The 17291-nt window shown below is 69.5% G+C and carries 18 protein-coding genes; 5 read left to right on the forward strand and 13 right to left on the reverse strand.

The window, feature by feature from the left end; translation table 11 throughout:
• Nucleotides 1-18: 18 nt before the first annotated feature.
• The gene (locus FB559_RS08250) at nucleotides 19-1905 is read right to left on the reverse strand and encodes an acyl-CoA dehydrogenase family protein (protein WP_246121422.1); all 1887 of its coding nucleotides are present in this window, start codon (nucleotides 1903-1905) and stop codon (nucleotides 19-21) included.
• Between the two features lie 73 nt (nucleotides 1906-1978).
• Between FB559_RS08250 and FB559_RS08255 the strand changes: the two genes are divergently transcribed.
• Entirely contained in the window at nucleotides 1979-2611 is a 633-nt protein-coding gene (locus FB559_RS08255; RefSeq protein ID WP_141954972.1) for a TMEM175 family protein, read from the forward strand.
• Here the strand turns inward: FB559_RS08255 and FB559_RS08260 are convergent.
• From FB559_RS08260 to FB559_RS08270, 3 genes are all read right to left on the reverse strand, one after another.
• Entirely contained in the window at nucleotides 2501-3883 is a 1383-nt protein-coding gene (locus FB559_RS08260) for a sensor histidine kinase (protein WP_141954974.1), read from the reverse strand. The genes FB559_RS08255 and FB559_RS08260 overlap by 111 nt on opposite strands.
• Nucleotides 3880-4554, reverse strand: a complete 675-nt coding sequence (locus FB559_RS08265; protein ID WP_246121424.1) for a response regulator transcription factor — start codon at nucleotides 4552-4554, stop codon at nucleotides 3880-3882. The genes FB559_RS08260 and FB559_RS08265 overlap by 4 nt, the downstream gene beginning before the upstream one ends.
• 90 nt (nucleotides 4555-4644) lie before the next feature.
• Nucleotides 4645-5154: a hypothetical protein gene (locus FB559_RS08270; protein WP_141954978.1), complete on the reverse strand. Its 510-nt coding sequence runs from the start codon at nucleotides 5152-5154 to the stop codon at nucleotides 4645-4647.
• Nucleotides 5155-5357: 203 nt separating this feature from the next.
• Here FB559_RS08270 and FB559_RS08275 point away from each other — a divergent pair, with 203 nt between their 5' ends.
• Entirely contained in the window at nucleotides 5358-6158 is an 801-nt protein-coding gene (locus FB559_RS08275) for a class I SAM-dependent methyltransferase (protein WP_141954980.1), read from the forward strand.
• A gap of 149 nt (nucleotides 6159-6307) precedes the next feature.
• Here FB559_RS08275 and FB559_RS08280 read toward each other — a convergent pair whose 3' ends face one another.
• The 5 genes from FB559_RS08280 to FB559_RS08300 form a co-directional block, all read right to left on the reverse strand.
• Nucleotides 6308-6754: a MerR family transcriptional regulator gene (locus FB559_RS08280; RefSeq protein ID WP_221639927.1), complete on the reverse strand. Its 447-nt coding sequence runs from the start codon at nucleotides 6752-6754 to the stop codon at nucleotides 6308-6310.
• A 108-nt stretch (nucleotides 6755-6862) separates the two neighbouring features.
• Complete coding sequence (locus FB559_RS08285) at nucleotides 6863-8398, reverse strand: hypothetical protein (RefSeq protein WP_141954982.1); 1536 nt, start codon at nucleotides 8396-8398, stop codon at nucleotides 6863-6865.
• A gap of 239 nt (nucleotides 8399-8637) precedes the next feature.
• On the reverse strand, nucleotides 8638-10401 hold the full coding sequence (uidA, locus tag FB559_RS08290; protein WP_141954984.1) for a beta-glucuronidase: 1764 nt from the start codon (nucleotides 10399-10401) through the stop codon (nucleotides 8638-8640).
• Between the two features lie 55 nt (nucleotides 10402-10456).
• Complete coding sequence (locus FB559_RS08295; protein ID WP_141954986.1) at nucleotides 10457-11101, reverse strand: response regulator; 645 nt, start codon at nucleotides 11099-11101, stop codon at nucleotides 10457-10459.
• Nucleotide 11102: 1 nt separating this feature from the next.
• On the reverse strand, nucleotides 11103-12272 hold the full coding sequence (locus FB559_RS08300; RefSeq protein ID WP_141954988.1) for a sensor histidine kinase: 1170 nt from the start codon (nucleotides 12270-12272) through the stop codon (nucleotides 11103-11105).
• Between the two features lie 102 nt (nucleotides 12273-12374).
• Here FB559_RS08300 and FB559_RS08305 point away from each other — a divergent pair, with 102 nt between their 5' ends.
• Nucleotides 12375-13280, forward strand: coding sequence for an ABC transporter ATP-binding protein (locus FB559_RS08305; protein ID WP_141954990.1), 906 nt, complete (start codon nucleotides 12375-12377; stop codon nucleotides 13278-13280).
• A complete protein-coding gene (locus FB559_RS08310) occupies nucleotides 13277-14059 on the forward strand; it encodes an ABC transporter permease (RefSeq protein ID WP_141954993.1) in 783 nt (260 codons plus the stop codon). The genes FB559_RS08305 and FB559_RS08310 overlap by 4 nt, the downstream gene beginning before the upstream one ends.
• Here the strand turns inward: FB559_RS08310 and FB559_RS08315 are convergent.
• From FB559_RS08315 to FB559_RS08325, 3 genes are all read right to left on the reverse strand, one after another.
• Nucleotides 14029-14373, reverse strand: coding sequence for a MerR family transcriptional regulator (locus tag FB559_RS08315; RefSeq protein WP_141954995.1), 345 nt, complete (start codon nucleotides 14371-14373; stop codon nucleotides 14029-14031). The genes FB559_RS08310 and FB559_RS08315 overlap by 31 nt on opposite strands.
• A 63-nt stretch (nucleotides 14374-14436) precedes the next feature.
• On the reverse strand, nucleotides 14437-14856 hold the full coding sequence (locus FB559_RS08320; protein ID WP_141954997.1) for an Hsp20/alpha crystallin family protein: 420 nt from the start codon (nucleotides 14854-14856) through the stop codon (nucleotides 14437-14439).
• Nucleotides 14857-15046: 190 nt separating this feature from the next.
• The gene (locus FB559_RS08325) at nucleotides 15047-16192 is read right to left on the reverse strand and encodes an acetyl-CoA C-acetyltransferase (protein ID WP_141955000.1); all 1146 of its coding nucleotides are present in this window, start codon (nucleotides 16190-16192) and stop codon (nucleotides 15047-15049) included.
• 168 nt (nucleotides 16193-16360) lie between these two features.
• Between FB559_RS08325 and soxR the strand changes: the two genes are divergently transcribed.
• Nucleotides 16361-16831: a redox-sensitive transcriptional activator SoxR gene (gene soxR / locus FB559_RS08330; protein WP_141955002.1), complete on the forward strand. Its 471-nt coding sequence runs from the start codon at nucleotides 16361-16363 to the stop codon at nucleotides 16829-16831.
• Here the strand turns inward: soxR and FB559_RS08335 are convergent.
• Nucleotides 16828-17226 carry a DUF1707 SHOCT-like domain-containing protein gene (locus FB559_RS08335; RefSeq protein ID WP_141955004.1) on the reverse strand — a complete coding sequence of 133 codons (399 nt, stop codon included), beginning with the start codon at nucleotides 17224-17226 and terminating at the stop codon, nucleotides 16828-16830. The two genes, soxR and FB559_RS08335, sit on opposite strands and share 4 nt — an antisense overlap.
• Nucleotides 17227-17291: the final 65 nt, after the last annotated feature.

Genomic DNA, 17291 nt, shown 5'->3' on the forward strand with positions numbered 1-17291 from the left:
GTAGGAAGCCCGGCGGCCTCAGCCCACCGTCCGGTGGACGTTGTCCGCCTCGGACGGGCCGGGCTCGGCCGCGGCGATCCAAGGACCCGGGATGGACGGGTCGATGACGCCCTCCTCCTGCCAGGTGTACCGGCCGGCCATGACCTGCTTGGCGAGCTTGGCGTCGAGATCGTCCGTGTTGTGCCACATCCGCTCGAACAGCTCGGTGATCCGCACCTGTGCCTGGGCGCAGAACGCCTCGGCCAGCTCGTAGGCCTCCGGCCGGTCGTCGGCCTTGGCGCGCACGCAGACCGCGCTCATCGCGAACAGCTCGGCGCCGATGTCGACCATCCGGCCGAGGAAGCCCTGCTTGCGCTCGAGCTTGCCCTGCCAGCGGCCGGCCGCGTAGAACACCGAACGCGCCAGCTTGCGTGAGGTGCGCTCGACGTAGCGCAGGTGCTTGGCCAGCGACCCGAACTCCGCGTACGAGCCCGGCCGCTGTCCCGCGCCCGTGACCAGTGTCGGCAGCCACTTGGCGTAGAACCCGCCGGCCTTGCGTACGGCGGCCGCCTTGCGCGTCAGGTCCGCCTCGGGATCGATGATGTCCCCGGCCACCGACAGGTGCGCGTCCACGGCCTCGCGGGCGATGAGCAGCCGCATGATCTCCGACGAGCCCTCGAAGATCCGGTTGATGCGCATGTCCCGCGCGAGCTGCTCCACCGGCACACCGCGCTCGCCGCGCGCGGCGAGCGACTCGGCCGTCTCGTAACCGCGTCCGCCGCGGATCTGCATGAGCTCGTCGGCGATCAGGAAGCCCATCTCCGAGGAGTACAGCTTGGCCAGCGCGGCCTCGATGCGGATGTCGCCGCGCTCCTCGTCCGCGAGCGAGCTGGACAGGTCGAGCATGGCCTCCAGCGCGTACGACGTCGCGGCGATGAAGGCGATCTTGGACGAGACCGCCTCATGCTCCCCGACCGGGCGCCCCCACTGCACCCGGACGCTGGACCACTCACGCGCGATCATCGCGGCCCACTTCGCCGCGCCGGCGCACATCGCCGGCAGGGAGAGACGCCCGGTGTTCAGCGTGGTCAGCGCGATCTTCAGCCCCTTGCCCTCACGGCCGATCCGGTTCGCCGCGGGCACGCGTACCTTGTGGAAGCGCGTCACGCCGTTCTCGATCCCGCGCAGGCCCATGAAGGCGTTGCGGTTCTCCACGGTGATCCCGTCCGCGGTCGCCTCGACGACGAACGCGGTGATGCCGCCGCGGTGCCCTTCGGACTCGGGTACGCGTGCCATCACGACGAGCAGGTCCGCGACCACGCCGTTGGTGGTCCAGAGCTTCACCCCGTCCAGGACGTAGTCGTCCCCGTCCGGGACCGCGGTCGTACGCAGCCGCGCCGGGTCCGAGCCGACGTCCGGCTCGGTCAGCAGGAACGCGCTGATCTCGTTCGCGCAGCGGGGCAGGTACGTGCGCCGCTGCTCCTCGGTGCCGAACAGCTTCACGGGCTGCGGCACGCCGATCGACTGGTGGGCCGACAGGAGCGCGCCGATCGCCGGGCTCGCCGAGCCGAAGAGCATCAGCGCCCGGTTGTAGTAGAGCTGGCTGAGCCCGAGACCGCCGTACTCCTCCGGGATCTTCATCCCGAGGGCGCCCAGCTCCTTCAGGCCCTTGATCACGTCATCCGGGATGCGTGAGTCGTGTTCGATGATCCGGGCGTCCACCTTGGTCTCGCAGAACTCCCGTACCCGGGAGAGGAATTCCTCTCCTTTACGCCGCATCTCCTCCGAACCCTGGGGATGCGGATGAATCAGGTCCAGCCGGAAGTCGCCGAGGAAGAGCTGCTTGCCGAAGCTGGGGAGCTCCCACTCGGTCTGGCGGGCCTCCTCGGCCACGCGACGGGCCGTGCGTTCGTCAACGTGTGTCACGACGATCACCTCACAAGGAAGTTACTCTTCAGTTCTACCCGCCAGTAGCTACGGCATGCGACAAACTCCCCCCATGGATGGGAAAAGGGCCGAAGCCTTCAGCGACGCCGTGTTCGCGGTGGCGATCACACTGCTCGTACTGGAGCTGAAGGCGCCCGCCGGCGAGGGCGACCTGCTGCACCGCCTGCTGACGATCTGGCCGTCCTATCTGGCGTACGTCGTGAGCTTCCTGACCATCGGCATCATGTGGCTCAACCACCACACGATTTTCACCCACATCGTCCGGGTGGACCGGGTGCTCCTCCTGCTCAACCTGCTGCTGCTCATGGTCGTCGCGGTGGTGCCGTTCCCGACGGCGCTGGTCGGCGAGGAACTCGCGAAGCATCTGCACGGCGACGACGCCAAGACCATCATGGTCACGTACGGCCTGGTGATGATCGCGATGTCGATCTGTTTCTCCGCGCTGTGGTGGTACCTCGTGTTCCACCCGCGGATGCTCAGCGAACGCCTGGAGACGGCGGCCGTACGCCGGTCGATCCCGAGGTTCGGCGCCGGCTTCGCCGGCTACGTCATCGCGACGTTCCTCGCGCTGGTCTCACCGCTGGCCGCGCTGATCCTGTTCGGGGTGCTCGCGGTGTACTACGCCTTCGAGCACCTCCCGGTCGCGCGGCAGCTCGACCCGGACCCCGGTGCCGGCGCCGGGTGAGGACCTGAGCATCGCCCGCCCGCCGTGCGCCGTGGCGATGGCGGCCACGATCGCCAGCCCGAGCCCTGAGCCGCCACCGCCGGACGCGTGGTGGAACCGGTCGAACGCACGCGCCGCCTCGTCCCGCGTCATCCCGGGCCCGTCGTCGGCCACCTCGATCACCATCGCCGTCGACGTGGGGACCAGGCGTACGACCGCGGGGGTCCCGCTCGGGGTGTGCGCGCGCACGTTGGCCAGCAGGTTCGCCAGGATCTGACGGATCCGGCCCTCGTCGGCCAGGGCGACCAGCGAGTCCGGGGCGTCCAGCGTCAGCGGCCGGTCCGGCTCCACGGCGGCGGCGTCGGCCACCGCGTCGCGGGCCAGCGCGGTGAGGTCGACGTGTTCCATCGTCAGCGCCGAGCCCTTGTCGAGACGGGCCAGCTCGAGCAGCTCCTCGACAAGACGCCGCATGCGCTCGGACTCGGCGGAGATCCGGCGCATCGCCTCGTCCGCGTCGACCGCGCCCTGTTCGTACAGCTCGGAGTAGCCGCGGATGGTGGTGAGCGGCGTACGTAGCTCGTGCGAGGCGTCGGCGGCGAACTCACGTACCTTGGCCTCCGAACGCACCCGCGCCACGAACGCCTGCTCGATCCGGCCGAGCATGACGTTGATCGCACCCGCCAGCCGCCCCACCTCCGATGGTGACTCCTCCATACGGGCGCGCAGGTCACCGCCACCGGCGATCTCGTGCGCCGTCGTGGCCATACGGGACAGCGGGGCGAGCCCGCGCCGGATCAGCCAACGTCCGAGCAGCGCCAGCACGCCGAGGATCGCGGCACTCGTGAGCAGCTCGGTGACGATCAGCCAGACCAGCGAGGCACGGATCTCCCCGAGCGGCGCGACGACGACCGTGACGCGACCGCGCTGGCCGACACGGGCGACGGCGCGCATCGTTCCCATGGCGAAGGGCCGGCCTCCCGCGGCCCGGTCTCGCAGGACCCCGGGACCCATCCGCTGTGCCTGCTCCAGGGCGGCCGACGGATCCGGGTCGTCGCCGCTGACCGCGCGCACGGTCCCGTCCGGGGCCATGTTGAGGATGATGTAGCGGGCCGGGGCCACACTGTCGCCGACCCGCGCCAGCGCGGGTTTCCTCTGCACGGCCTGGAGCTGGTTGTTCACCCGGTGCATGAGGTAACCGCGCAGCACGACCGTGCTGACCAGCGCCATCAGCACCATCCCGGCCGCGGTGACCGCCAGCAGACCGGCCATCAGCCGGGAGTTGAGCGACCTCATGACGGCGGCCGCAGGGCGTACCCGACACCGCGCTGCGTGTGGATCAGGTCCGGGCCGATCTTGCGCCGCAGGTAACTGACGTAGGTCTCCACGACGGGCGAGGACGGCGAGTGTTCCCAGCCCCAGACGTTCTCCAGGAGCTGGGTACGGGTCAGCACCCGGCCTACGTTGTGCATGAGGTAGGCCAGCAGCCGGAACTCGGTCGGGGACAGTTCGATCTCGGCCCCGGCCCGGCGTACCGTCCAGCGCGCCTCGTCCAGTTCCAGGTCAGCGACGCGCAGGATCTCATCCCCGGTCTCCCGTGCGGACCGCCGCAGCACCGCGCGTACGCGGGCGACCAGGGCGTCCACCGAGAACGGCTTGGTCACGTAGTCGTCGCCGCCGAGCGTCAGCCCGGTGACCGTGTCCGTGGGCGTGTCGCGGGCGGTGAGGAAGATGACCGGCGTCTCGTCACCGCGGGAGCGCAGCCGTCGGCACACCTCGAAGCCGTCGAAGTCGGGCAGCATGACGTCGAGCACGATGAGCTGCGGACCGGCGTCCCGCGCCCGCGTCAGCGCCTCTTCCCCGGTGCCGGCCGTGGTCACGTCGAACCCGTGGAAGCGCAGCGCCACCTCCACCAGGTCCCGGATGTTCAGCTCGTCGTCAACGACGAGTACGCGTGGATTGTCCATCGGTCCCATCATCGCGCCGTGTACGGCGTGCCGGATGCGTGGCGCCCCCGGGTGGTCCTGGCCACCCGGGGGCGTTCCCTCGAAAAGGGGTCAGCTGTGCGCCGGCGCCGGCGACTGGGTCGCCTTGGCCGGAACCTTCTTCGGGACGATCACCCGGTTGGCGGTACGGGTGCCGCCGCTGGAGCGGCCCATGACGAGGACGTAGTCGTTGGAGGCCAGCTTGGCGGCGGCGGACTTCTGCCCGTCCTTGCGGAACTTCGTCGCCTTGGCGGTCTTCCACTGCCAGGTCGTGCCGTCCAGGCTACGGACGCTGAGGGTGCCACCGCTCGTCGACGTCAGCACGCCGCGCTGCCAGGTGACCTGAACGAAGCCCTTCTTGGTACGGACCGTGGCGTCCCCGTGCACGCCGACGCGGCGCTTGCGGGCCTGCTTGGCCTTCTGACCCTGCTTGGCCTGCTTGCCCTGCTTGGCCTGCTGGCTGGACGCCGCGGCGGGCTCGGCCTGCGGGGAGCCCGCGGAGGCCGGAACCGCGAGGTAGACACCCGTGCCCACCACGCCAATGGCCAGAGCGGAAACGCCACCGAGAACCTTCTTGTTCACCTTCGTGTCCCTCCTTGGTTTGACGCTCCCTACTGAAGCCGACGCGTCTCAGAGGCTTGGTGGAGATGTCTGGGAGTTCGATGGGAGTCGTGCGTCAGCTCGAGTCGTACGGCCCCGGTCCGCTCTGTGGATAGACTGACGCGCGCCCGTTGCCATTGCCGTTGCCGGGATCCCGAAAATCGTCGACATCAGCGAGTGATCGCATGCCAGCAGCCAAGAAGAATTCCGTCACCAGCGCTCTCCTCGGCCTGCTCGGCAGCCGCCGGGACACTCCCGAGACCTTTGACGGCGAGGAGCAGCCCGCCGCCGGCGAGGGTCAGCTGGAAAACCACCTCGGTGGTGATGAGGCACGCAACTACCGCCAGTACGAGTACGACATGGTGGCACCGCATGTCGGAAAGTCGCTGCTCGAGGTCGGCTCCGGGCTCGGCCACTTCTCCGAGCAGTTCGCCGGGCGGCTCGACTACCTCGTCGTCAGCGACAATGACGCCTACTGCGTCGAACAGCTGACCAAGCGCTACGCCGGCAACGACGACGTCGAGGTCCTCGACCTGGCGCTCCCCGCCGAGATCAACATCAGGCGCAAGGTCGACACGGTCGTCATGATGAACGTCCTGGAGCACATCAAGGACGACGTCCAGGCGCTGAAGGACCTCGCCTCCGTGGTGGAGCCCGGTGGCCGCATCGTGATCTGGGTGCCCGGCTACATGCAGCTCTACGGCGACTTCGACCGTAAGGTCGGCCACGTCACCCGCTACACCCCGAAGACGCTGGAGGCCACGGTCACCGGCGCGGGACTCGGCATCGACGTGCTGAAGCCGATCAACTTCCTGGGCGGCATCGCCTGGTGGCTGGCGGTCCGCCGCGGCGGCGCCGGCTACCCGGACCCGAAGCTCGTCAAGATCTACGACCGGACGGTCGTCCCGACCACACGCGCCATCGAGCGCGTCGTCCGGCCGCCCTTCGGCCAGACGGTGTTCTGCGTCGCCCGCGTCCCGGAGTAGTTCGTTCCGTACTCGTGAGAGTGGCCCCGACCTCGGTCGGGGCCACTCTGCGTTTACGGGCCGCCGTTCGGGCGGCCGGTCTTCTGCCCAGCCTTCGTGTGGGGACCACCTCTGCCCGTCGGCCGGGCCACCCCGCGCCCGCCGCGCCCTTAGTCCGGGCCGTCCTCCCCGTCCCGAGCGCGGCGTACCTGGGCCTTGACCTGATCGGGCCCCCTCGACTGCGGCGGGACGATCGGCGGGATCGGCGGAACGCGCTCCCTTCGCATCCTGGGCTGGCGGTAATCGCGTTCGGTCAGCCGCTCCCATGCGGCGTCACGCTGAGCCTCCAGCTCACGGACGCGCCTTTCCAGCACGACGATGTGCCGGATGGCCACGAGGGTGATGCCCTCCTGGGCCAACTGGATCACGCGGCGGATCCGGCCCAGCTCGTGGTGGGAGTAGCGCCGATGACCGCCGGCCGTACGACTGGGCCGTACGACCTCGTAGGCGTCGAGACGATGCAGGAATCTGGGCCGGGTGCGGAGTATCTGTGCGGCTTGCCCGACCGAGTAGCGCGGCCGGTGCTCTTCTTCGGTAAGGACCATGGCGCGAGCCATCGCAGCATGTCCCCGCCCCCCACGCGCCCGGCACACGCCTTCGGTTGTGAGCTCTTTAACCTGAGATCTCGGCCACGCCCTGACCACGAGGGCGGCTTTGCGATCTGTTCACGGCAGGCTGGGCCGGCTGCCGGGCTCGGACCCCCCGCTCGTCGGCTTCGGCTCGCCGCGACGCTGAAGATGGAACCAGATGAGGGCCGCGACCAGGAAGCCCGTCGATACCAAGGTCACCCAGCCGACGTGGATGCGGCCGTATCCCAAGGTGCCAGGGAGACCGACGATCCAGCCGCCGACCGACAGAAGTATCACCCCGTATATACCGGTGTTGGTCGCCGTGTCTTTCGCCGACTCCAGACTTACGCGGAGACGCTGGTTGGCCAGCATGATCCAGGTGAAGGTCAGCGAAACGACTCCGAGGAACGAGACCGCGATGAAGCCCGTCAGCGAACCCAGTGATCCGTCAACGAGGTAACCACGCTCTTCTTCGGCCAGCGTGGGGACGAGACCGGCGGCCAGTCCGATGGCCACGACCGGAATGCCCAGCACGACCAGCGCGGAGACGATGGACCAGAGCGCAGCCCCGACGGAACGGGCGGCGATGCCGAAGATGCCCACGGCCGCGGCCACCATCGCCCTGAAAGTCAACACGACAAGGGTCACAGCGAAATTGGCCATGTATATCGCGAAGTTAACCAAGAATCGGACAATGGCAAAGAACGTGTTCACCGCTTTCTCCGCCACGGCGTATGCGACGCGGTTGAAGGTATTGCCGATCCGGGTAATGGCCCGTTCCGTGATCGCATAAATCTTGGCGATGCCGATGACCGATGTCCGGTTGATGGGCTTAGTTTCCGGACGCCAGTGCACACGAGCGAATCCGTCCCAGTCCTCGAAGTTCCGCACCTCGATCGACATGCCCCATGGGCCATTGACGGTCCCGGCGAGGATGGCGAACAGGAGACCCAGGATCAACGCTCCTGCCGAAATGTAGAGTACGGCTCCACCGACGACCGAATCAGCGATCATAGGGGTGACCAAGAAGGCGAGGTACGCGAGGCCTCCCGTTCCCGAGAAAGCGAAAATCGCAGAGATGAGCGCAATGGCCCGCCTGGACCGGCCCTCCCATTTCTGGGGGTCGAGAGAGGGATCGACCAGCACCGACGAGGCGGAGAAATACGCGGCATGCGCCGCCAGCATGCAGCCGACCGCCACGAGCAGGCCGGCCACCACCTCGGCATCCGTGTGCGGACTTCCCACGTGACAGGTCAGCGCGGCGAGTGCGGCGAAGATCCACAGCGCTACGCCGCCCCTGACGGTCATGGGAAAGTTTCTGAGCGGAAATGCGAGTACGCCAAGGCCGGAGAGACCTAACACGAAGAATGCCGGAACCCAGGAGTCGAACTCGGCGGTCAGTGCGAGCGCCGCGAGCAGAATGCCGGTGCACGCGATCATCGTCGTCACTCGCGCACTGTTCGACCAGTCGCTGACGATGGGCAGGAACCGGTCGTGAGTGTCGCAGTACACATCGGTCGGGTGTACCTGCTCTGGATCACAGTCCGGCTCGGAACATGTCTGCACGCCGACGTCTTCCTCGGTCCAGCCAAAGGAGCTCGTCGTAAAAGAGAAACCGGTCTTGCCGCCCATCTGAAATCTCCCCTCACTCGGCCCCCCGGCCCGTCACACCCGTCAACATCGCGTCGTCCGCGCGGCAGCTCGGGCATTGAGGCCCCCGTACTCTCCTCAATGCAATAGGCCGTCGGTCGAACCGGCACTTTCCCCTGCTCCCATGGCGGAGGAAAATGACTTGACCGGTGTTCTCTGTAAGGGTCGTGATCGCCGTACGATCCGGCAATCCCCGAATCCGGGGTCGTCACGCCGAGTGGTCAAACCGCCTTTTCTTCGGTCCAGCGCCGGCGGAGGGCGTGGGCGGCCGCCTTGGGGCGGCGGTCGCGGGTGAAGACGCCCTTCTTGTTGCCGTCGACGCGGTTGACCCCGTACCCCGTGGCGAAGTCGGCGAAGTTCCACACGTGTTCCCCCACGACGGACTCGACGCGGTCGAAGGCCCGGTGGAACGCCTCCAGCAACTCCACCTGGTACTCCTCCGTCCAGGGGCCCGCCGAGACCGAGTGCACGCCCGGTATGGCGTCCGCGCCGTACTCGGTGATGATGATCGGCTTGCCGTGCAGGCGGGCCCACTCGTGCAGTTCGGCCTCCAGTTCGCGTTCGGCCGTGACGAGGTCACCGGTGTCGATGTACCAGCCGTTGTAGCGGTTGAGGCAGATGACGTCGAACAGGTCGCTCATCACGTCCTGCGCCGGGGGCAGCTGGACCTGGGCGAAGCAGATCGGGCGGCTGGTGTCGGCGGCACGCGCCGCGTGGACGAGGGGCTCGAAGTAGGTTCGGCACTCCGGGCGGGCCGAGTCCGGCTCGTTGGCGATGCTCCACATCACCACGCTCGGGTGGTTCTTGTCGCGGGCGACCAACTCCTCGATCGCGCGCAGGTGGGCCGCCTGGGTGGCGTCGTCGATCGCGGCGAAGATGTGCGGTGGGTCGCCCGGTACCAGGGTGTGGGCGATCTCGAAGTTCAGGCCGACGGCCGGGGTCTCGTCGATGACGACGATGCCGTGCCGGTCGGCGTACTCCAGCACCTCCTCGGCGTACGGGTAGTGCGAGGTGCGGAAGGAGTTCGCGCCGATCCACTCCAGCAGCGCGAAGTCGTGCACCATCAGCACGTCGTCATGGCCCTTGCCGCGGACCGGGTTGTCCTCGTGCTTGCCGAACCCCCTGAAGTAGAACGGCTCACCGTTGATCAGGAACCGGTCGCCGTCGACCGCCACGCTCCGGATGCCGACCGGCAGCTCGTACGAGTCGGATCCCTCCGCGCGTACCTCCAGCCGGTACAGGTAGCCATGGCCGGGTTGCCACAACGACGCGTCCGGGACGTCGAGCGTGCCCGAGGCGGTGGCCGCCCGCGCCCGCTCGACCCCCTCGGCGTCCCGCAGCACGACCTCGGCGACCTCGCCGCCCGCGACCGACGCCCGATAGTGCACCTGGCCGGACGTTCCGTGAACCGACGTGGTGACGGTGATGTCCTCCACGTACGTGTGCGGGGTCGCGTACAGCCAGACGGCCCGGTGCAGGCCCGCGTAGTTGAAGAAGTCGTGGAAGTAGCGCTGACGGCGGCGTCCGTCCGGCAGGACGTCGACGATGCCGGGCGGGATGGAGGCCGGGGTCAGCCGGTTGTCGACCACGACGGTCACCCGGCCTGCCTCGCCAGGGCGTACGAGTGAGGTCACGTCGCACTCGAACGGCGTGTAGCCGCCCTCGTGCCGTGCGACCTCGACGTCGTTCCACCAGACCACCGCGCGATGGGCCGCCGCGTCGAACCGCAGCACGACGCGCCGTCCCTCCCACCCGGCCGGGACCCGTACCTGCCGCTGGTACCAGACGTCCCCGACGTGGTCATGGGCGTCCCTGGTGGCCGGCACGTCGTTGAAGCTCGCCGGCACCGGCATCTCCGACGCGTCCGGTAGGGGACCCCGCCACCACTCCTCCGCGCGCCCGCGGTCGCCGGGATCGAGCGCGAAGGCCCAGAGCCCGTTGAGGCTGACACGCTCGCGGCTGGGGGTCTCCTGAGGACGCAGCACTGACTCACTCCCGATCAATCAAGGCGAATTCCCCAGAATCTACGCCAATCCCCCATCACGCCCGCGGGCCGGCGTCGCGAACGAGGAGGGCGGCCTGGACGCGGTTCGCGCAGTCCAGCTTCGCCAGGATCCGCGTCATGTAGGTCTTGATGGTCGTCTCGCTCATGTGCAGCCGCCGTCCGATCTCGGCGTTGGACAGGCCCTCGGCGACGAGGTACGCCACGTCCGACTCGCGCGGGGACAGGGCCGCCAGCCGCTCGGCCGCCTCCCGGCGGCGGCCGGGCTCGGTGACCATGCCCAGCACCATGCGGGTCACGGCCGGCGACAGGTACGCCTCGCCGTCGTGGGCCGCCCGCACCGCACGGATCAGCTCCTCCGGGCCGCAGTTCTTGAGCACGAACCCCGCCATGCCGCTCTGCACGGCGCGCACCACATTGGGTTCGGCGCCGAAGGAGGTGAGGACCACCGAGCGCACGCCGGGCGCCCGGCGGCGCAGTTCGTCGATCGCGCTCAGGCCGTCCATCACCGGCATGTTGATGTCGATCAGGGCGACGTCGATCCGGTGCCGGACCGCCTCCTCCACCGCCGTCCGCCCGTCACTCGCCTGGGCGACGACCTCGATGTCGGGCGCCGAACCGAGCACCGTACGGATGCCCGCCAGGATGAGCGCCTCGTCGTCGGCGACCAGCACTCTGATCATCTCAGCCGACTCCGAGGAGCATGCTCGCCGGCAGGACCACGAACATCAGGGCCGCTGTGACGAAGCCCAGCGCGGCCGTGCGTACCTCTCCCGCCGCGGGCGTCTCCTCGGTCTCCGCTACGAAGGGCAGCGTCGCCACCAGCCGGAACCGCCCGTCGTCCGGCCTGTGGTCGAGGAACCCCCCGGCCGCGCGCACACGCTCCTCCAGGCCGGTCAGGCCATGGCCGGCGCGGCCGGGGACCTGGTCGGCGAGAGCGTTGACGACCGTGACCAGCAGGCCGTCCGGCTGCCATTCGAGGCTCACCGCGACCGGCCGTCCGTACGCGTGCCGTGCCGCGTTGGTCAGCCCCTCCTCGACGACCCGGTACGCCGCCTGTTCCGCGTCCGCGCCCAGCGGACGCGGCTCCCCCTCCCGCCGCAGCGTCACCGGCACACCGGCCGACCGGAACTCCTCCACGACCTCGTCGATCGTGGCGGGGGACCGTGTCTCGTCCCGGCGGAGAGTGCCGACCACCGTGGACAGCTCGTCCACGGCGCCGCTCACCGCCGTACCCAGCCGCCGGGCCGCGTCGCGTTGCGCCGGAGGCACGGACACCTCCAGCGCCGCCGCCTGGATCGACACCAGGCTGAGGTGGTGGCCGAGTGAGTCGTGCATGTCCCGTGCGATCCGCAGCCGTTCGCGCAGCCGCTCCTGTTCGGCGAGAAGCTCGCGTTCCCAGCGGAGCCGCCGGTTGTTCCGGTCGAGCGCCGACACCAGCCGCTCGTGCTGTGCGAGGTACCGGCCGACGAGCAGGGGAAGCGCCACGAACATGACGTACGCGAAGACGAGGTTGGGGACCAGCCGCGGCTCCGGGGGACGGACCAGGAGCTCTCCGCCCAGCCCGCCGAGCGCCGCACCGGCGACGACCGCCATGCCCGTACGGGACCTGACGTGGCGCCCGGCCTGGTAGCCGGCCCACAGGAGCAGGACGTACGCCCCGCCGGCCAGCACCACGAACGCCAGCGCCAGCGCGAAGGCGGCGACCGGAGCCCGGCGGCAGAGAGCCACGACCAGCGCGAGCGGGAGCACGAACACCGGGATCCCCCACCAGTGCAGGACGTCCCAGTGCGCGGCCGCCAGCAGGGCGGTGTCGGCGGCGACCACGGCGGCGGCGAGCAGGTGTCGGCCCATGCGCAGCAGGCTACTTCCCGCGCGTTCACGTCTACTTTGGTCGGCCGGACCGTCGACCTTCGAGGACTGTGGCGCGCCCGCGCGGTTCCTAGCGTGAGCAGAGTGATCGAAGTACGGAATCTGAGCAAGCGCTACGGCGGGACGACCGCCGTCGACGACCTGGCGTTCACGGTGCGGCCCGGGCGGGTGACCGGCTTCCTCGGGCCCAACGGCGCGGGGAAGTCCACCACGATGCGGATCCTGCTGGGCCTCGACCGGCCCACCGGCGGCCGGGCCCTCATCGACGGCGCACCCTTCGCCCGTCTGCGCGAACCCCTGCGGCGCGTCGGAGCGCTCCTGGAGACCACTCCCGCGCACGGCGGCCGCAGAGCGCGCGACCATCTGCTCTGGCTGGCGCGGAGCAACCGGATACCCGAGGGGCGGCCGACGGAGGTGCTGCGGCTGACCGGGCTGGACGGCGTCGCACGCAAGCGGATCAAGCACCTGTCATTCGGTATGGGCCGCAGGCTCGGGCTCGCCGCCGCCCTGCTCGGCGACCCGCCGGTGCTCCTGCTCGACGAGCCGGTCAACGGCCTGGACCCCGAAGGCGTCCTGTGGATCCGGAACCTGATGAAGAGGCTCGCCGCCGAGGGCCGGACGGTGTTCGTCTCCAGCCATCTGATGAGCGAGATGGCGGTCACCGCGGAGCATCTCATCGTGATCGGCCGCGGCAGGTTGCTCGCCGACACGACGATGGCCGGGTTCATCGCCGCCAACAGCCGCTCATGCGTCCGGATCCGTACGCCCGAGCCGGAGCGGATGCGCGACGTGCTGGCCGGTGCGGGTATCGCCGTCGGCCAGGCGCCGGACGGCGCTCTCGAGGCGGAGGGCGCCGACCCGGCCAGGATCGGGGAGCTGGCCGCCGCCCGCGGGCTGGTCGTGCACGAGGTCGCGCTGCGTGAGGCCTCGCTGGAAGAGGCGTTCATGCGGCTCACCGGGGACACGTCCCAGGCCGGAGGCACGCGATGAGCGCCGCGAGGGCGGCCCTGCGGGCGGAATGGGTCAAGATCCGCACGGTGCGCTCGACCGTCTGGGTTCTCCTGCTGACGTTCGTGCTCTGCGTGGGCGTCGCCCTTCTGTTCGGGCTCACCCTGCGGAACGGCTTCGGCCGGATGGACGCCGAGGCCCGCGCGAACTTCGACCCGGTCCTGGCCGGCTTCTCCGGCCTGACGATGGGCGAGATCGCACTCGTGGCGTTCGGCGTGCTGCTCGTCGGCACGGAGTACACCAGTGGCATGATCCGCGCCTCGCTCGTCGCGGTGCCCCGGCGGGGCCTGTTCTACGGCGCCAAGGTCCTGGCCGGAGCTCTGACGGCTGCCGTGTTCTCGCTGGTCACCGCGTTCGTCACGTTCTTCGTGGCTCAGGCCGCGCTCGGGCCGCACGGCGTGTCGCTGGGCGCGCCGGGCGCCCTGCGGGCGACGTTGCTCGCGGCGGCCTACCTGACGCTGATGTGCGTGTTCGCGATGGGGGTCGCGGCGATGGCACGAGGCACGGCGCTGCCGCTGGGGATCATGATCCCGCTGCTGTTCCTCGGCTCCCAGGGGCTCGGCAACGTGCGCAGGATCCGTATGGTGGCGCAGTACCTACCCGACCAGGTCAGCGTCGTGATGATGCGAGTGGTGCGGCCGGACCCGTCGTTCATCACCTACCGGGGCTTCGGCCCGTGGACCGGACTGGGCATCCTCATCCTGTGGGCGGCGGCCGCCGTCGCGGGCGGCTACCTCGTGGTGCGCCGCCGCGACGCCTGAGCCGGATCGCCGCCGGCCCGCTCGGCCTCCAGCTCGGCGATGCGCCGGCGGGCCGCCCGAAGCTCGTGTTCGAGCTCGAGGATGCGGCGGATCGCCGCCAGGGTCATCCCCTCGTCCGTGAGCCGTACGACGTACTGGACGAGCGTGATCTCGTGCCGTGAGTAGCGCCGCTGCCCTCCCGGGGACCGGCTCGGCCGCACGACCTCGTGCTCGTCGAGCCGGCGCAGGAAGGCCTGCTGTACGCGGAGCATGGTCGCGACCTGGCCGACGGTGTAGAGCGCGGCCTGACTGTCATCGATCGGCAGTGAGGACATGGTGCCCCCATAATGCACCCGGGCGGGCCTCCCGGCAGAGGACGCCCGCCCGGGATGTCGGGCTTACTTCCTGAGCGCCTTGCGGCCGCTGGTCTGGACCTCGACCTTGCGCGGCTTGGCCTGCTCCAGCACCGGGATGCGGACCGCCAGGACACCGTCGTCGTACGCGGCGTCGATGCCGGAGGCGTCGAGGTGCTCGGACAGGTAGACGCGCCGGGTGTAGGTGCCCATCGTGCGCTCGCGGACGAAGAGTTGCTCGTCCTCGGCGTACTCCTCCTCGCGGCGGGCGCCGACCGTGAGGACGCCTCGGTCCACGGTGACCTCGATGGAGCTCGGGTCGATGCCGGGCAGGTCGAAGCGGAGGACCACCTCGTCCTTGCGCCGGATGCCGTCCATCGGCATGACCGTGGGCTGCCGGCGGGTGAACCGGTCGAACTGGCGCTCGAACTCCTGCATGAACGGGTCGATCGACGTCAACAGCATGGAAGACACCTCCAGGTTTCTTGTTCTCTTGTCGAGAGCTAACCTTCAAGCTGAGTTGTATATTTCCATCTTCGTCAGCCGTAAACAAGCTCTCCAAGAGGTGAGAGAACACTTCCCCGGGAATGACGAAGGGGCGGGGTACCGCACAGGCACCCCGCCCCTTCGCCGCCGCCTTGCGGCGGCTACGAGATCAGACGCGCTCGATGATCGTGGCGTTGGCCTGGCCGCCGCCCTCGCACATCGTCTGCAGGCCGTAACGGCCGCCCGTACGCTCCAGCTCGTGCAGGAGCTTGGTCATCAGGATCGAGCCGGTGGCGCCCAGTGGGTGTCCCAGCGCGATCGCGCCGCCGTTCGGGTTGGTCTTCTCCAGCGACGCGCCGGTGTCCTTGGCCCAGGCCAGCGGCACCGGGGCGAACGCCTCGTTGACCTCGAACACGTCGATGTCGTCGATGGAAAGACCGCCGCGGCGCAGTGCCTTCTCGGTCGCCGGGATCGGGCCGGTCAGCATGTAGACCGGGTCCGAGCCCTCCACGATCAGGGTGCGGATGCGCGCCCGCGGCGTCAGGTTGTGCTGCTTGACGGCCTCCTCGGAGGCGATCAGCAGCGCGCCGGCGCCGACGGAGATCTGCGACGCCACCGCCGCGGTGAGCTCCCAGCCGTCGCGCAGCGGCTTCAGGCCCGCCATCTTCTCCAGCGTGGTGTCCGGGCGTGCGCCCTCGTCCTTGGTCACGCCGGCGATCGGCGCGATCTCACGGTCGAAGTGACCGCTCTCGATCGCGTTCACCGCGCGCCGGTGGCTCTCCAGCGCGAACTGCTCCAGGTCGCCGCGCTTGAAGCCCCACTTCTCGCACATGAGCTGCGCGCCGCGGAACTGGGAGATCTCCTGGTCGCCGTAGCGCTCGTTCCAGCCCTCGCCGTACGGGAAGGGCATGCCCTTCTCCAGGGCCATGGCCACGCTCGAGCCCATCGGCACCATGCCCATGTTCTCCACGCCTGAGGCCACGACAAGGTCCTGAGTGCCCGACAGCACACCCTGGGCGGCGAAGTGGATCGCCTGCTGCGACGAGCCGCACTGCCGGTCGATGGTCACGCCCGGGACCCGGTCGGGCAGCCCGGCCGACAGCCACGCCGTACGTGCGATGTCGAGGGACTGCGGGCCGACCTGCATGACACAGCCCATGATCACGTCGTCGACCGCCTCGGGGTCGACGCCCGTACGCTCGACGAGCTCCTTCAGCACGTGCGCGCCCAGGTCGGCCGGATGCACCGCCGCCAGCGCACCCTTCTTCGTACCGACCGGGGTACGGACCGCTCCGACGATGTACGCCTCGGCCACGACGCCTCCAATGTCTTCTGTTGAGGGTTCCGTCCCTAACAACCGAACACTATTCGGTCAGTACGAGGTTACCTCGCCTGACCGCGTCTTCCATGTGACCCTGCTCTCCCGTCCACGGCAACCTCGACCAATGCTGAGGTTGGTGCTCGCGGCTCCTAGGCTGGGCGCATGGAGAACCCCCCATGGGACGCGCACGAGCTGACCGTCGGCCAGGTGGCCGCGCGCAGCGGCGTCGCCGTCTCCGCACTGCACTTCTATGAGAAGAAGGGGCTGATCGGCAGCCGCCGTACGGTGGGCAACCAGCGGCGTTACGCCCGCGACGTGCTCCGCCGCGTCGCCTTCATCCGGGTGTCACAGCGCGTCGGCATCCCGCTGAACGACATCCGGGACGCCCTAGCCGAGCTGCCGGAGGAACGCACGCCCACGCCGCGGGACTGGGCACGCCTCTCGTCCGCGTGGCGCGGCGAGCTCGACGTCCGCATCGAGCAGTTGCAGCGGCTCCGCAACGACCTGATCGGCTGCATCGGATGCGGCTGCCTGTCCCTGCACCACTGCCGGCTCGCCAACCCCGCCGACCGTCTGGGCGCACTCGGCCCGGGCCCGCGCCGCCTGCTCACCGACCCGCCGCCGGCCTCCTAGGGCGCGTGCCGGCCCTCGTGTGATCCGCGCAGGTGCGGTGTGCGGCGCCGGCCGTGCAGGAGCCGGATGGCGACCAGGATGACCAGCCAGGTCGGCCAGGCCAGTGCGAAGTGACCGGCATAGGTCACGATGCCGAGGACGATCGCGGTCGCGACCACTCCGGCCACCGCTATCCACCGCATCCTGGTCCGTGACCAGGCGGTGTTCTCCGGCTCGGCGGACGCGGGAAGGTCGGCGGTCAGCGCCTGGAGCTCCCCCATGGTCCGGGCCGCCATCGCGGCGGCACTGCGCTCGCCGAACTCCTCCAGGGTGAGCCGTCCCTGTGCGTAGTGCTCCCGCAGGATCTCGGTGACCTCGTCGCGGTCCCGGTCAGCGGCACGAAGCATCTGGTCCATGTTCTGAGTAAAGGCGACCTGCGGCCTCGCGTCATCGGCGTACGGGTGGTCCGGCCTCCACCCCC

Origin of the sequence: Actinoallomurus bryophytorum (genome assembly GCF_006716425.1) — a bacterium.
Classification (GTDB): domain Bacteria; phylum Actinomycetota; class Actinomycetes; order Streptosporangiales; family Streptosporangiaceae; genus Actinoallomurus; species Actinoallomurus bryophytorum.

Coding starts and splice junctions, on each gene's coding strand:
- FB559_RS08285 (WP_141954982.1), bottom strand. CDS start 8,398: ATGGGCGGCAAGACCGGTTTCTCTTTTACGACGAGCTCCTTTGGCTGG.
- FB559_RS08275 (WP_141954980.1), top strand. CDS start 5,358: ATGCCAGCAGCCAAGAAGAATTCCGTCACCAGCGCTCTCCTCGGCCTG.
- FB559_RS08310 (WP_141954993.1), top strand. CDS start 13,277: ATGAGCGCCGCGAGGGCGGCCCTGCGGGCGGAATGGGTCAAGATCCGC.
- FB559_RS08300 (WP_141954988.1), bottom strand. CDS start 12,272: ATGGGCCGACACCTGCTCGCCGCCGCCGTGGTCGCCGCCGACACCGCC.
- FB559_RS08255 (WP_141954972.1), top strand. CDS start 1,979: ATGGATGGGAAAAGGGCCGAAGCCTTCAGCGACGCCGTGTTCGCGGTG.
- FB559_RS08315 (WP_141954995.1), bottom strand. CDS start 14,373: ATGTCCTCACTGCCGATCGATGACAGTCAGGCCGCGCTCTACACCGTC.
- FB559_RS08335 (WP_141955004.1), bottom strand. CDS start 17,226: ATGGACCAGATGCTTCGTGCCGCTGACCGGGACCGCGACGAGGTCACC.
- FB559_RS08265 (WP_246121424.1), bottom strand. CDS start 4,554: ATGGACAATCCACGCGTACTCGTCGTTGACGACGAGCTGAACATCCGG.
- FB559_RS08260 (WP_141954974.1), bottom strand. CDS start 3,883: ATGAGGTCGCTCAACTCCCGGCTGATGGCCGGTCTGCTGGCGGTCACC.
- FB559_RS08295 (WP_141954986.1), bottom strand. CDS start 11,101: ATGATCAGAGTGCTGGTCGCCGACGACGAGGCGCTCATCCTGGCGGGC.
- soxR (WP_141955002.1), top strand. CDS start 16,361: ATGGAGAACCCCCCATGGGACGCGCACGAGCTGACCGTCGGCCAGGTG.
- FB559_RS08320 (WP_141954997.1), bottom strand. CDS start 14,856: ATGCTGTTGACGTCGATCGACCCGTTCATGCAGGAGTTCGAGCGCCAG.
- FB559_RS08280 (WP_221639927.1), bottom strand. CDS start 6,754: ATGGCTCGCGCCATGGTCCTTACCGAAGAAGAGCACCGGCCGCGCTAC.